This window comes from Ramlibacter sp. (genome assembly GCF_035627355.1).
Lineage (GTDB): Bacteria > Pseudomonadota > Gammaproteobacteria > Burkholderiales > Burkholderiaceae_C > Ramlibacter.
Window position 1 is genome coordinate 72077 of the sequence record NZ_DASPLW010000030.1, and the last position, 12370, is coordinate 84446.

14 protein-coding genes are annotated in these 12370 nt (G+C 70.2%); 8 read left to right on the plus strand and 6 right to left on the minus strand.

The features are described 5' to 3' along the window. Nucleotides 1-112: 112 nt before the first annotated feature. The 4 genes from VEC03_RS08465 (at nt 113) to VEC03_RS08480 (ending at nt 3380) form a co-directional block, all read left to right on the plus strand. The gene (locus VEC03_RS08465) at nt 113-250 is read left to right on the plus strand and encodes a hypothetical protein (RefSeq protein ID WP_324914343.1); all 138 of its coding nucleotides are present in this window, start codon (nt 113-115) and stop codon (nt 248-250) included. An 84-nt stretch (nt 251-334) separates the two neighbouring features. After that, complete coding sequence (locus tag VEC03_RS08470) at nt 335-802, plus strand: DM13 domain-containing protein (protein WP_324914344.1); 468 nt, start codon at nt 335-337, stop codon at nt 800-802. A 66-nt stretch (nt 803-868) separates the two neighbouring features. Continuing rightward, nucleotides 869-1651: a PaaX family transcriptional regulator C-terminal domain-containing protein gene (locus tag VEC03_RS08475; protein ID WP_324914346.1), complete on the plus strand. Its 783-nt coding sequence runs from the start codon at nt 869-871 to the stop codon at nt 1649-1651. Between the two features lie 40 nt (nt 1652-1691). Then, entirely contained in the window at nt 1692-3380 is a 1689-nt protein-coding gene (locus tag VEC03_RS08480; RefSeq protein WP_324914347.1) for an acyl-CoA dehydrogenase family protein, read from the plus strand. A gap of 19 nt (nt 3381-3399) precedes the next feature. Here VEC03_RS08480 and VEC03_RS08485 read toward each other — a convergent pair whose 3' ends face one another. The 6 genes from VEC03_RS08485 to VEC03_RS08510 form a co-directional block, all read right to left on the minus strand. Further along, nucleotides 3400-3621, minus strand: a complete 222-nt coding sequence (locus tag VEC03_RS08485) for a hypothetical protein (RefSeq protein WP_324914348.1) — start codon at nt 3619-3621, stop codon at nt 3400-3402. Between the two features lie 135 nt (nt 3622-3756). Next, the gene (locus VEC03_RS08490) at nt 3757-4731 is read right to left on the minus strand and encodes a hypothetical protein (RefSeq protein ID WP_324914350.1); all 975 of its coding nucleotides are present in this window, start codon (nt 4729-4731) and stop codon (nt 3757-3759) included. Between the two features lie 502 nt (nt 4732-5233). Beyond that, complete coding sequence (locus VEC03_RS08495) at nt 5234-5896, minus strand: DsbA family oxidoreductase (RefSeq protein WP_324914351.1); 663 nt, start codon at nt 5894-5896, stop codon at nt 5234-5236. 55 nt (nt 5897-5951) lie between these two features. Further along, the gene (locus tag VEC03_RS08500) at nt 5952-7034 is read right to left on the minus strand and encodes a LuxR C-terminal-related transcriptional regulator (protein WP_324914352.1); all 1083 of its coding nucleotides are present in this window, start codon (nt 7032-7034) and stop codon (nt 5952-5954) included. 199 nt (nt 7035-7233) lie between these two features. Then, on the minus strand, nt 7234-7452 hold the full coding sequence (locus VEC03_RS08505) for a DUF3079 domain-containing protein (RefSeq protein ID WP_324914354.1): 219 nt from the start codon (nt 7450-7452) through the stop codon (nt 7234-7236). Between the two features lie 225 nt (nt 7453-7677). Next, nucleotides 7678-8475 carry a crotonase/enoyl-CoA hydratase family protein gene (locus tag VEC03_RS08510; protein ID WP_324914355.1) on the minus strand — a complete coding sequence of 266 codons (798 nt, stop codon included), beginning with the start codon at nt 8473-8475 and terminating at the stop codon, nt 7678-7680. 119 nt (nt 8476-8594) lie between these two features. Here VEC03_RS08510 and VEC03_RS08515 point away from each other — a divergent pair, with 119 nt between their 5' ends. The 4 genes from VEC03_RS08515 to VEC03_RS08530 all read left to right on the plus strand — a co-directional run bounded on the left by VEC03_RS08515 (nt 8595) and on the right by VEC03_RS08530 (nt 12264). Continuing rightward, entirely contained in the window at nt 8595-9470 is an 876-nt protein-coding gene (locus tag VEC03_RS08515) for a branched-chain amino acid ABC transporter permease (RefSeq protein ID WP_324914356.1), read from the plus strand. A gap of 138 nt (nt 9471-9608) precedes the next feature. Next, nucleotides 9609-10685, plus strand: a complete 1077-nt coding sequence (locus tag VEC03_RS08520) for a branched-chain amino acid ABC transporter permease (protein WP_324914358.1) — start codon at nt 9609-9611, stop codon at nt 10683-10685. Further along, entirely contained in the window at nt 10682-11482 is an 801-nt protein-coding gene (locus VEC03_RS08525; RefSeq protein ID WP_324914359.1) for an ABC transporter ATP-binding protein, read from the plus strand. The genes VEC03_RS08520 and VEC03_RS08525 overlap by 4 nt, the downstream gene beginning before the upstream one ends. Beyond that, nucleotides 11479-12264, plus strand: a complete 786-nt coding sequence (locus VEC03_RS08530) for an ABC transporter ATP-binding protein (RefSeq protein WP_324914360.1) — start codon at nt 11479-11481, stop codon at nt 12262-12264. Before VEC03_RS08525 ends, VEC03_RS08530 begins: the two co-directional genes overlap by 4 nt. Nucleotides 12265-12370 lie beyond the last annotated feature (106 nt).

The window sequence follows — 12370 nt, forward strand, 5'->3', positions numbered from 1 at the left end:
GAGAGGCGCCTGAGCTGGGCGGTCGCCGCTACGTAGAAGCACTGACCGAGTGGAAAAACCAAGGGTTATCCCTATATGAAGGGAACAACCCACAGCCCTCGGAGAACCCGCAATGCTTCCTTCTCTTGTCGTCGTCGGCGGCTTCGTCGCCGCAGTCGCCCTTCGCATCTACGTCGCCTACCGCTTCATCCGCGACCCGCAAATGCCTACCCTGGTGCGTCGCACCCACGGCTTGTCCGGCGCGCTCTAGTCGCGGTAGTTCTGCATTCCGCTTGGATCGGCGCCGGCACCGATCTAGAGTTCAGCCACCGCCAACCTCACGGGGGCCGTGGCCATGAAGAAGCTCCTGCTGCTCGTCTCGCACGCCGCGGTGTTCGCCGCGGGCTTCGCGCTCGGCATCTATCTGCTGCCGGTGCTCACCGCGCCGGCGGCGCCATCCCCGACCGAAGTCACGGCTGCCGCGGGCCAGGCCCGCTATTCCGGCCAGTTCCGCCGCGACCTCAAGGACAGCGACCTGCTGCACTGGGGCGAGGGCACGGTCTCGGTCGGGCCTCGCAGCATCGCGCTGGCGGGCCGGCTGGCGCCGGGGCCGGACTACAAGCTCTACCTGTCGCCGGAGTTCGTCGAGACGGAGGCGGACTTCGCGCGCCTGAAGCCGAGGATGGTGCGGATCGGGGACGTCCGCACCTTCGAGAACTTCGTGGTGCCGGTGCCCGAATCGGTCGACGTGTCGCAGTACGACACGGTGATCGTGTGGTGCGAGTCCTTCAGCCAGTTCATCAGTTCCGCCCGCTACCGGTAAGCCCGCCTCGGTCGCGCGTTCATTACGCGTTTTGACCGATCCTGCAGGGCCGCGTAACATGCGGCCATGGCTCCCGGTGCGCGCCACCTCATCCTCAACCTGCTGCTCGGCGCCGGCGGCGCGCCCCTGAGCGCGCGGCAGGCGGTGGCCTCCTGCGCCCTGTTCGGGATCCGGGAGAACAGTGCCCGGGTCGCGCTGGCACGGCTGGCTTCCGCCGGGCTGATCGTCGCCGAGGGCCGCGGCAACTACGTGCTCGGGCCGCCGGCGAAGGCGCTGGCCGGCGACGTCGCGCAATGGCGCCAGTCCGAGCAGCGCGTGGCCGACTGGCAGGGCGGCTGGATCGCCGTCCACGTCGCCGGTCTCAGTCGCAGCGACCGCAAGGCCCTGCGGGCGCGCGAGCGTGCGCTGGGGATGCTGGGCCTGGCCGAGCTGGAGCGCGGCCTGTACCTGCGTCCCGACAACCTGGCCCAGGGCGCGGCCGGGGTGCGCGAGCGGCTGGACAAGCTGGGGCTGGACCGCGACGTCGCGGTCTTCGTGGCCCGTGACTTCGACGCCGCGCGCGAGCGCCAGGCCCGGCGGCTGTGGGACGGCGCTGCGCTCAACCGCCGCTACCGCAAGACCCGCCAGCGCCTGTCCGAGTGGCTGGCCCGCGCGCCCGGCCTGGAGCCCGACGCGGCCGCGCGCGAAGCTTTCCTGCTGGGCCACGAGGCGATCCGCGAACTCGTGTTCGACCCGCTGCTGCCCGACCCGCTGGTGGACGTTCAGGCACGCCGCGCCTTCACCGACACCCTGATCCGTTTCGACGCTGCCGGCCAGGTCATCTGGCAGCGTTTCCTGGCGGCCGCCTGATCGCCGCCGACGGTCCATCATCCCCTCCCAGGAGACCTCCATGAACGCACCCGACCTCTTCGCCAGGCACGACTGGCTCGCGGACACCCACGAGGTGATCAATGTGTCGACCGAGCTGGCCGACTACGACATGTACACCCAGGACAAGGCCCTGGTCGAGGCGGTCGCGCGCGAAGGCGCCGCCTGGGCGCACGAGGACCTCGTCGCCTTCGGCCGGCTGACCGGGTCGGCCGAGTACCTGGACCTGGGCGCGCAGGCCAACCGCTTCGGGCCGGAACTGGACACGCACGACCGCTTCGGCAACCGGGTGGACCTGGTGCGCTTCCATCCGGCCTACCACCACTTCATGAAGACGGCGATCGAGCACGGCCTGCACTCGTCGCCCTGGACCGATCCCAAGCTCGGCGCGCACGTGGCGCGCGCCGCCCACGTCTACCTGCAGACCCAGGCCGAGGCCGGCCACGGCTGCCCGATCGCCATGACCTTCGCGGCGGTGCCCTCTCTGCGCAGCACGCCGGCGCTGGCCGCGCAGTGGGAGCCGAAGATCACCGCCCGCCACTACGACCCGCGCAACGTGCCGGACAGCCAGAAGGCGGGGATCACCGTCGGCATGGCCATGACCGAGAAGCAGGGCGGCTCGGACGTGCGTGCCAACACTACGCGTGCGTATCCGCTGGGACAGCCCGGCGAGGGGCAGCCCTACGAGCTGGTCGGCCACAAGTATTTCGTGTCGGCCCCGATGTGCGACGCGTTCCTGGTGCTGGCGCAGGCGCCCGGCGGCCTGACCTGCTTCCTGGTGCCGCGCTGGCGGCCCGACGGCAGCAAGAACCCGCTGCAGGTGCTGCGCCTCAAGCGCAAGATGGGCAACGTCTCCAACGCCTCCAGCGAGACCGAGCTGCGCGGGGCGCTGGGCTGGATGGTGGGCGAGGAGGGCCGCGGCGCGCGCACCATCATCGAGATGGTCGCCATGACGCGCTTCGAGTGCATGGTGGGCTCCTCGGCCGGCCAGCGCCAGGCCGTGTCGCAGGCGCTGCACCACTGCAGCGTGCGGTCCGCCTTCGGCCGCGTGCTCAACCAGCAGCCGCTGATGCAGAACGTGCTGGCCGACATGGCGCTGGAGCAGGAGGGCTCGCTGGCGCTGACCATGCGCATCGGCCGCGCCCTGGACCATCGCGACGATCCGCACGAGGACCTGCTGGTGCGCCTGTGCACCGCGGTCGGCAAGTACTGGATCTGCAAGCGCACGCCCCACCTGGCCTACGAGGCGATGGAGTGCATAGGCGGCAGCGGCGTGATGGAGGACAGCCCGTTCCCGCGCCTGTTCCGCGAGTCGCCGGTCAATGCGATCTGGGAAGGCAGCGGCAACATCCAGTGCCTGGACGTGCTGCGGGCCATGCAGAAGACGCCCGCCGTGGTCGACGCCTACTTCGCCGAAACGGGCCGCGCGCGCGGCGCCAATGCCTTGCTCGACCGCTGGATGGCCGGCATCCAGGGCCTGCTGAAGGACCCTGCCGACGCCGAATACCGGGCCCGCGACCTGGTCGATCGCATGGCGCTCGGCATCCAGGCGGCGCTGCTGGTGCAGCATGCGCCGGCCGCGGTGTCCGATGCGTTCTGCGCCTCGCGCCTGGCCGATGGCGGCCACCGCAACTACGGCACGCTGCCGCGCGGCGTGGACGTGGGAGCGCTGATCGAACGCGCGACGCCGCGGGTGCGGGCGGCGGCCTGAAGGCGGGCGGCGGCGCGGCTCAGGCCGCGGCCGCCGTCAGCGGGCTGCCGGCGGCGCCCAGCTCGCGCAGCAGGCGCCAGGTATCGGTGGAGACGATCTGCTCGATCTGGTCGGCCGGGTGCACGACACGGCCTTCTTCGCGGGTCGCGTACCAGCCCGCGGCGAACAGGCCGCGGGCCTCGGCACTCAACCCGTCTGGAAGGGGACGCGGCCCGGAGGGCGGCTGCAGCAGGGTTTCCATGCGCGCAACATAGCCGCCGTCCGCGGGTTCGCTGCCAGCGCCCCGGCAGAGGGGCTGTCGGCGGCGTCCCACAGAGGGCGGCCTTGGAAACCGGTGCGAAGCGCCGGCCCTTGCGGCCGGCGGAGGCGGCGTCGCTTACAGCCGGGCCTTCATGGTCGAGCCCCAGGTGTTGCCGCCGTCCAGGTTCAGCTGGGCGCTCCAGCAGAACATGCCGCGGATCTCCGGATGCTCGGCCTTGATGGCGTCCCACTCGCGGATGCAGTCGTCCAGCGACGGGCCCTGCGGGTAGTTGGCCGACAGGCCGACCATCACGCGCTTGGCGGACAGGTCGTTCACCCAGTCGCGGGTGCGGGTGCGGATGAAGCCGGGCTCGTTGAAGCCGGACCAGTCGTAGTACTGCGGGGCGGCCCAGCTCAGCACGCCGGCATCGGCCATCGCCTTGAGCATGGCCCGGTCCTCCGGCGAGTTGGGCTGCGGCGGCGCGGTGATCGCGAAATCCTGGCCGTACAGGCTCTTGAGCTGCTCGGCGATCCAGATCATCTCGGCCGGCGAGGAGCCGATGTTGGCCTCGAAGTTGTTGAAGTCGCAGCCGTCCACGCCGCCCATGCGGTCGGCCATGTCGCGGAAGGACGCGATGAAGTTGCTGCTCTTGCTGCGGCTGTCGAAGTTGAAGCCGGCCTGGGCGCCGCCCATGGTGAAGATCACCCGCTGGCCGCGGCCGCGGCAGCGCTGCACGTCGGAGGGCAGCACGCTGTCCCAGAACTCGAAGGTGAACGCGCCGTTGCCCACGTTGTTCCAGTTGCCGTTGACCGGCGAGCCGTTGGGCTTGGCATGGAACAGGTAGATGGCGTTGAAGTCGGCCGGCACGTCGGTGATCGCATAGCGGCCGGTGTCCCAGCCGGTGTAGTAGCAGGCCAGCACGCGCTCGGGCAGGCCGGAGGCGGCGCTCGCCGCGGTGTTGGCGCCGGGCACGGCCGCCGGGGTGCTGGCGGCCATGACGCCCGTGGCCAGGTCGCCGACGGTGGCGGCCGTGCCGCCGCCACCACCGCCACAACCCATCAGGCCGAGGGCAGAGGCAGCGGTACCGGAGAGGAAGAGTCGTCTTTTCATGTTCAGCTTTCCGTTGAGGTGGTCATGGGGCCGCTCAGGGCGGCGGCCTTGCGAGGACCTGGTGCAGATGAGCTGAGCTCCGACTGTCGGGCCGGACCCGCAGCGCGGCGGGTGGAGATCTCAGCGAGGAGCCGGGACTGTAGTCAGCGACGTCCTACGACCCTGTAGGAGAGTGACTACAGTCGTAACCGAACATGAGCTTGGGTTTTCCGTGAATCGCTTCACGAAAAAGGTCCGGCCGCGTTTCGCCGCATCCGCATCCAAGCGGCTTGCGGATGGGCTTCCCCCGGGGCGCACGGCTGGGATTGCGTCCTACAAGGCTGTAGGACGCCACTGTTGTGCAGACGCACCGATGCAGCCCGACCATCGGCTGATCGGCGGTTGGCTCAGGCAGACGGTTACGACTTCGTCCGCGGAACGGGCCGCGGATGTGCTTGGCAGCTCAACCGTAAGGGCGCAAAAAAGCCGCCCGCAGGCGGCGTGGTGCGAAGTGCAGGGCTGGCTACTCGGCAGCGGCCCTCGCGGCGGCGATCTGGCGCAGCGCCTGCTCGAACACCTCCGGCGGCTGCCCGCCCTGGATCAGGTGCTGGTCGTTGACGATCACCGAGGGCACGGCGCGGATGCCATGCTGGGCATAGAACTGCTGCTGCTGGCGCACCTCGCGGCCGAACTCGTCGCCGGCCAGGATCGCCTGCGCCCGTGCGCGGTCCAGCCCGGCCGCGTCCACGGCCTCCAGCAGCACGGCCGGATCCGAGACGTTGCGCGCCTGGGTGAAGTAGGCGCCCAGCAGTGCCTTCTTGAGGGCGAGCTGGGCCGTCTCCGACTGCGTGCCGGCCCAGTGCAGCAGGCGGTGGGCGTCGAAGGTGTTCCAGACGCGCCCGCGGCCCTCGGCACGGAACTCGAACCCGACGGCGGCGCCGCGCTCGCGCAGCGCCGCCCAGGTGGCGGCCTGCTGCTCGGCCGTGGAGCCGTACTTCTGGTTCAGGTGCTCGGTGATGTCCTGGCCTTCGGGGCCCATCTGGGGATTCAGTTCGAAGGGCTGGAAGTGCAGCTCGGCCTGCACCTCGTTGCCGAGGTGCCGCAGCGCGCTTTCGAGCGAGGCCAGCCCGACGGCGCACCAGGGGCAGGCCACGTCGGAGACGAAGTCGATCTTGAGGGGGGTCATCGCCGCATGGTAGCGGCGGGGGAGGAACCCCGCTCGGAGCGCAGCGACGCAGCCGTCAGTGGCCGGCGTCGTGGCGCTGCACCAGGCTGCCGACGATCTGGACGACCTCGGCCTGCCGCCGCACGCCCAGCTTGTGCAGCACCGCCTTGAGCTGGGCCCGGATGGTGTGCAGGCTGACGCCGCGGGTCTCGGCCAGCTCGGCCACCGACAGCCCGTCGGCCAGCGAACTGGCCAGAGAGGCCTCCGCCGGGCTCAGCCCGTAGAGGTGGCGCAGGGCCAGTTCCGGCGCCGCGCCCCGGCGCTGCGGTCGGATGAACAGCGCCAGCCGGCGCGAACCCGCGTCGCCGTCCGGCAGCCGCAGCAGGGCGGCATGCAGGACCTGGCCCGTGTCGCCTTCCAGCCGCAGGTGCAGGGTGCGCGTGCGCGCCAGCTGCACGTCGGTGCGGGCCAGCGCGCGGAACTGATCGGCGTGCTCGGCCGAGACGAATTCGAGCCGCCGCCGCACGATGCGCAGCGAGCGCTGCGATGCCAGCAGGGCGCCGGCGCAGGCATTCATGTGGACCAGCCGCCCGTCGCTCTCTAGCAGCACCACGCCCTGGTCCACCTCGTCCAGGGTCTGCACCAGCAGGCTGGCCTGCGCCAGCCGCTGCTGGGCGCCGAGCGCCTGCTGGAAATGCGGCGCCACGGACTCGAGCAGGCGCCGCTCCCGCTCCTCGAATCGGCCGGCGCCCTCGGGCCGCACGAAGCTGACCTTGGTGCGCGACTGCGCGTCGTCGTGGATGATGCCGCCCACCACGTAGAAGACGTCGGCGTGGCGCAGCCAGCCGCTCCAGTACTCGGTCTGCTTGAGGCGCTCGTCCGGGTACAGCTGGGACGAGGTGAACACCGCGCCGGGCACCATGGCGTCGCTGGCCGCCCAGATGTTGCAGCCCGAGTAATGGCTGAAGTAGCGTTGCAGCAGCTCGTCGGAGAAGCGGTCGTTGGACAGCACGGTGGAGCTGCCGGCTTCCGGATCCTTGGCCACCCGGTAGGTGAGGTGGCCGGCCGCGCCCAGGTACGCGCAGGCCTGCGTCATGACCTCGTCCCAACCGGCCTGCCCGCAGCCCGCGTCGTAGATCCGCGGGATCAGTTCGTTCACGGCACCATCCTTTCGCTTGTATCCCGCGCCGGATGATGGGCAGGGAGCGGCTGGATCGCAACAGGAACCAGAACACAGGCGGGCTTACTCGAGCGCCCTGAAGCGCCGGCGCAACAGCTTGCGATCGGCAACGGCCGCGGGCGCGGCGCCGGTCGAGGAAACGGGAACGAAAGTGTGAGGCGCCGCGGCGCGGCAGCGCTCAGGTCTTGGCCGGTTCCGGTCGCTCCGGCTCGACCGGGATGGCTTCGAACGGATCCAGGCCGAGCGAGGCCCAGTCGTCGCCGAACAGCTCCATCGGGTGCGGCGTGCGATCCGATCCGTTGCCGCAGGCCATGTCGTGCGACGGGCAGTACTTGTCGCAACCCCAGCAGTTGCGCTCGGGGTGGGCGGGTCGGAGGGGGAACCGCTTGGTGGCCATGGCTCGAAGGAGAGTCCAGCCCATGGTGCGCCGGTGGAGCGCGGCGAGTCTTGATCTTCCGCAAGGGAGCGCCGATTGGCGCGGCGTCACCCCGCCCTCGGAGCTGTTCCCATGAACCTGGACAGGATTTGCAGCATGACCTCGTCGGCGCCGGCACCCATGGACACCAGCCGCCGGTCGGGTCCCCCGGCGGGGCCGGGTGCAGCGGGTCGCCGGCGGGCGACTTCACCCGAAGGTTCCGTGGCGGCCTTCGCCGGCCGCGAACCGCAGCGCGCCCTCCAGGCCCTCGCCCATGCAGGGTGCGCCGCCCAGCCACTCCTGGTGCAGCGCCTGCTGCAGCGGCAGCCCCCATTGGCGATAGGCGCTCAGGCGATCGGCCCGCATCGTGGCCTGGGGGAAGGCGGCGATGCGGCGCGCCAGCTCCAGCGCGCCGTCGCGCGCCTGCCCGGTGGGGACCACGCGGTTGCACAGCCCCATCTGCAGCGCCTCGGCGCTCCCCACCTTGCGGCCGGTGAGCAGCAGGTCCATCGCGTGCCCCATCCCGACCAGCCGCGGCAGGCGCACCGTGCCGCCGTCGATCAGCGGCACGCCGAAGCGGCGGCAGAACACGCCGAAGTACGCGTCCTCCTCCATCACGCGCAGGTCGCACCACAGCGCCAGTTCCATCCCGCCGGCCACGGCGGCGCCGCTCACCGCGGCGATCACGGGCTTGGACAGCAGCAGCCGCGAAGGCCCCATCGGTCCGACAGGCTGACGCTCGTCCGGTTCGAAGGCCAGCCCCGCCATGGGGTCGACGCCCTGCGCCGCCAGCCGGGCGCCGTACTGCAGGTCCCAGCCGGCGCAGAAATGCCCGTGCGCCCCGTGGAAGACCGCCACGTGCGCCTCCTCGTCGGCGTCGAACGCGACGAAGGCCTCGTGCAGGCGGCTCGCGGTCTCCTTGTCGACGGCGTTGCGCACGTCCTGCCGGTCCAGTGTCACTAGGGTGACCGGTCCTTGCTTCTCGATCCGCACGGTGGGTTCCATGGCGGCATTAGACAGGGCGCAGCACGCGCCCGCAATCGCGGTCTCTCGGGACGAACCCTGTATGGAGCGCGCACGTGCGCGGCTATAAACCTCGCGACAACGAAAGGGTGCGGGGCGCAGTGCAATTCCTCCAACTGGTGATCAGCGGCATCGCGCAGGGATGCATCTACGGGCTGATCGCGCTGGGCTTCGTGCTCATCTACAAGGCCACCGAGACGGTCAGCTTCGCGCAGGGCGAGCTGATGATGCTGGGCGCCTTCGGCGGCTTCGCCGCCATGACCTTCATGGGCATGCCGTTCTGGCTGGCCGTGCTCTCCGCCATCGCCGCCATGGGGCTGTTCGGCGTGCTGCTCGAGCGGCTCGTGATCCGCCCCATCCTCGGCCAGCCCGCCTTCTCCATCGTGATGCTGACCATCGGCATCGGCTACGTGGCGCGCGGCGCCATCACCATGATCCCGGGCATAGGCACCGAGACGCACACGCTGGCGGTCCCGTACCGCAACGAGATCTGGAAGCTGGGCGGGCTGGTGATCAACGCCGAACAGGTGGTGGTGATCGTCGCCACCGCGGCGCTGTGCGCGCTGCTCTATGCCACCTTCCGCTACAGCAAGGTCGGCATCGCGATGCAGGCGGCCTCGCAGAACCAGCTCGCGGCCTACTACATGGGCATTCCGGTGCGCCGCCTGAACAGCCTGGTGTGGGGCCTGGCGTCCGCCGTCGCCGCCATCGCCGGCCTGCTGCTGGCGCCCATCACCTTCGTGCACGCCAACATGGGCTTCATCGGCCTGAAGGCCTTCCCGGCCGCGGTGGTGGGCGGCTTCGGCAGCCTGCCCGGCTCCATCGTGGGCGGCCTGATCATCGGCGTGGTGGAGTCGCTGTCCGGTTTCTACCTGCCCGAAGGCTTCAAGGACATCGCGGCCTACATCGTGGTGCTGGCGATGCTGGTGGTGATGCCGAACGGGCTGTTCGGCGAGAAGTTGAGGAAGAAAGTCTGATGCCGATCCCGTCATTCCCGCGGAGGCGGGAATCCAGAGCGTCGCTCCCGCAGGCGCCGCAGGCGCGTTGCGCTGGATCCCCGCCTTCGCGGGGATGACCAAGTAAGACGAGCTGACGATCAGCGACCGGTTCTCCCCATGCGCTTCATCTTCAAGACCGACTACCTGCAGGACATCCGGCTGGCCCAGCATGGCGGGCACACGTTCTGGTACGGGTTGCTGGGGCTGGTGCTGCTGGCGGCGCCCTGGCTGATGTCGGAGTACCTGCTGGCGCAACTGACCTTCGTGCTGATCTACGGCATCGTCGGCCTCGGGCTGATGCTGCTGGCCGGCTTCACCGGGCTGTTCTCGCTGGGACACGCCGCCTTCTTCGGGGTCGGCGCCTATGCGCAGGCGGTGCTGACCAACATGGGCTGGCCGTTCCCGCTGGCGATGGCGGTCGCGGGGCTGCTGGCGGCCGCGGTTGGCGTGGTGGTGGGCCTGCCGGCGCTGCGGGTCAAGGGCATCTACCTGGGCATCGCCACGCTGGCCTTCGGCTTCATCGTGGAGGAGGGCTTCGCCCGCTGGGAGTCGGTGACCGGCGGCAACTCCGGCCTGGCGGTGGACGTGCCGCGGGCCTTCGGCTGGGCGGCCGACGGCGCCACCTCCTTCTACTTCGTCTGCCTGGTCACCGCGGTGCTGGCCACGCTGGCCTGCCGCAACCTGCTGCGGGCGCCGACGGGCCGCGCCTTCGTGGCGATCCGCGACTCCGAGATCTCGGCCCAGAGCATGGGCATCCACCTCGCGTACTACAAGACCCTCAGTTTCGCGATCTCGGCCGCGCTGGCCGGCATAGGCGGCGCGCTGTACGCGCACCAGATCCGCTTCCTGTCGCCCGACCAGTTCAACATCATCCAGTCCATCGACCTGCTGCTGATGGTGGTGATCGGCGGGCTGGGCTCGCTGCACGGCGCCTTCCTGGGCGCGATCTTCCTGATCGGACTGCCGCAGGCGATCTCGGCGGTGAAGGACTTCCTGCCGGAACCGATCGGCAACGCGCCCGGCCTGAAGGCCGTGGTCTACGGCGCGGTGCTGATCGCCTTCGTGCTGTTCGAGCCGCTGGGCCTGTACGGCCGCTGGCTGAAGGTTCGCACCTGGTTCCAGCTGTTCCCGTTCTACCGCCAGGGCATGTTCCGGCGGCAGAAGGCCTTCCAGAAGTCCGAGAGGTTGCGGTGAGCGACGTCCTGCTATCGGCGAAGAACCTGTCGGTGCGCTTCGGCGGCGTGCTGGCCGTCAACGACGTCAGCTTCGACGTCCGGCGCGGCGAGGTGTTCACCCTGATCGGCCCCAACGGCGCCGGCAAGACCACGGTGTTCAACCTGATCAGCCGCATCTACCAGCCCACGGCGGGCCACATCGACTACGAGGGCCAGCCGCTGACGGCCCAGCCGCCGCACCGCATCGCCCAGCTGGGCATCGCGCGCACCTTCCAGAACATCGAGCTGTTCGAGCACGCCACGGTGCTGCAGAACCTGCTGATCGGCCGCCACACGCACCGGCGCACCGGCCTGTGGGCCGACCTGCTGTTCACGCCCAAGGCGCGGGCCGCCGAGGTCGAGGCGCGCGAGAAGGTCGAGCGCGTGATCGACCTGCTGGACCTGCAGCACCACCGCGAGTCCATGGTGGCGGGCCTGCCCTATGGCGTGCGCAAGGTGGTGGAACTGGCGCGCGCCCTTTGCACGGAGCCCAAGCTGCTGCTGCTGGACGAGCCGTCCTCTGGCCTGAACGTCGAGGAGACCGGGGACATGGCCTTCTGGATCCAGGACATCCAGAAGGAGCTGGGCATCACGGTGCTGATGGTGGAGCACGACATGGCGCTGGTCTCCCGGGTGTCCGACCGGGTGCTGGCGATGAACCAGGGCGAGGTGCTGGCCGTCGGTACGCCGGCCGAGGTGCAGTCGCACCCCGGCGTGGCCGAGGCCTACCTCGGTTCGGTGGAGGACGTCGCCTCGCTGCGGAGGGTGGTCGCATGACGACGGCAACGGACGTGCCGGTGCTGCGGCTGGCCAACGTGGAGTCGGCCTACGGGCCGGTCAAGGCGATCCGCGGCGTCAGCCTGCAGGTGCGCCGCGGCGAGATCGCCACCGTGCTGGGCTCCAACGGAGCCGGCAAGACCACCATCCTCAAGACCATCTCCGGGATCATCGACCCGCTCAAGGGCCACGTGGAGTTCAAGGGCGAGAACATCACCGCGCGCGATCCGGCGGCCATCGTGCAGCTGGGCCTGTCGCACGTGCCCGAGGGCCGCGAGGTGTTCCCGCTGCTGTCGGTGCGCGACAACCTGGCCATGGGCGCCTACACCCGAACCGACAAGGACGGGATCGCGCGCGACCTCGAGGCGGTCTTCCGCTATTTCCCGATCCTGAAGGAGCGCGCGGCGCAGGACGCCGGCCTGCTCTCGGGCGGCCAGCAGCAGATGCTGGCGATCTCGCGCGCCATCATGGCCGCGCCCGAGCTGATCCTGCTGGACGAGCCCAGCCTGGGGCTGTCGCCCAAGCTGACCAAGGAGATCTTCGAGATCGTGGTGCGCATCAACCGCGAGCGCGGCACCACCCTGTTGCTGGTCGAGCAGAACGCCAACATGGCGCTGAATGCCGCCGACTACGGCTACGTGCTGGAGAACGGCCGCATCGTGATGGAGGACACCTGTGCCCGCCTGCGCGAGAAGGAGGACATCAAGGAGTTCTACCTGGGCATGAAGGAAGCCGGCGCGCGCGGCGAGCGGCGCTGGAAGAAGAAGAAGACGTGGAGATGAGCGAACACATGGCGAGGAGAGGGCACCTGTCTTTCTCCCTCCCCCCCTGGGGGAGGGTCGGGGTGGGGGCACGCACGGCCCGCCGCCTGCCCCCGCCCCAGCCCTC

Coding starts and splice junctions, on each gene's coding strand:
- VEC03_RS08465 (WP_324914343.1), top strand. CDS start 113: ATGCTTCCTTCTCTTGTCGTCGTCGGCGGCTTCGTCGCCGCAGTCGCC.
- VEC03_RS08470 (WP_324914344.1), top strand. CDS start 335: ATGAAGAAGCTCCTGCTGCTCGTCTCGCACGCCGCGGTGTTCGCCGCG.
- VEC03_RS08475 (WP_324914346.1), top strand. CDS start 869: ATGGCTCCCGGTGCGCGCCACCTCATCCTCAACCTGCTGCTCGGCGCC.
- VEC03_RS08480 (WP_324914347.1), top strand. CDS start 1,692: ATGAACGCACCCGACCTCTTCGCCAGGCACGACTGGCTCGCGGACACC.
- VEC03_RS08485 (WP_324914348.1), bottom strand. CDS start 3,621: ATGGAAACCCTGCTGCAGCCGCCCTCCGGGCCGCGTCCCCTTCCAGAC.
- VEC03_RS08490 (WP_324914350.1), bottom strand. CDS start 4,731: ATGAAAAGACGACTCTTCCTCTCCGGTACCGCTGCCTCTGCCCTCGGC.
- VEC03_RS08495 (WP_324914351.1), bottom strand. CDS start 5,896: ATGACCCCCCTCAAGATCGACTTCGTCTCCGACGTGGCCTGCCCCTGG.
- VEC03_RS08505 (WP_324914354.1), bottom strand. CDS start 7,452: ATGGCCACCAAGCGGTTCCCCCTCCGACCCGCCCACCCCGAGCGCAAC.
- VEC03_RS08510 (WP_324914355.1), bottom strand. CDS start 8,475: ATGGAACCCACCGTGCGGATCGAGAAGCAAGGACCGGTCACCCTAGTG.
- VEC03_RS08520 (WP_324914358.1), top strand. CDS start 9,609: ATGCGCTTCATCTTCAAGACCGACTACCTGCAGGACATCCGGCTGGCC.
- VEC03_RS08530 (WP_324914360.1), top strand. CDS start 11,479: ATGACGACGGCAACGGACGTGCCGGTGCTGCGGCTGGCCAACGTGGAG.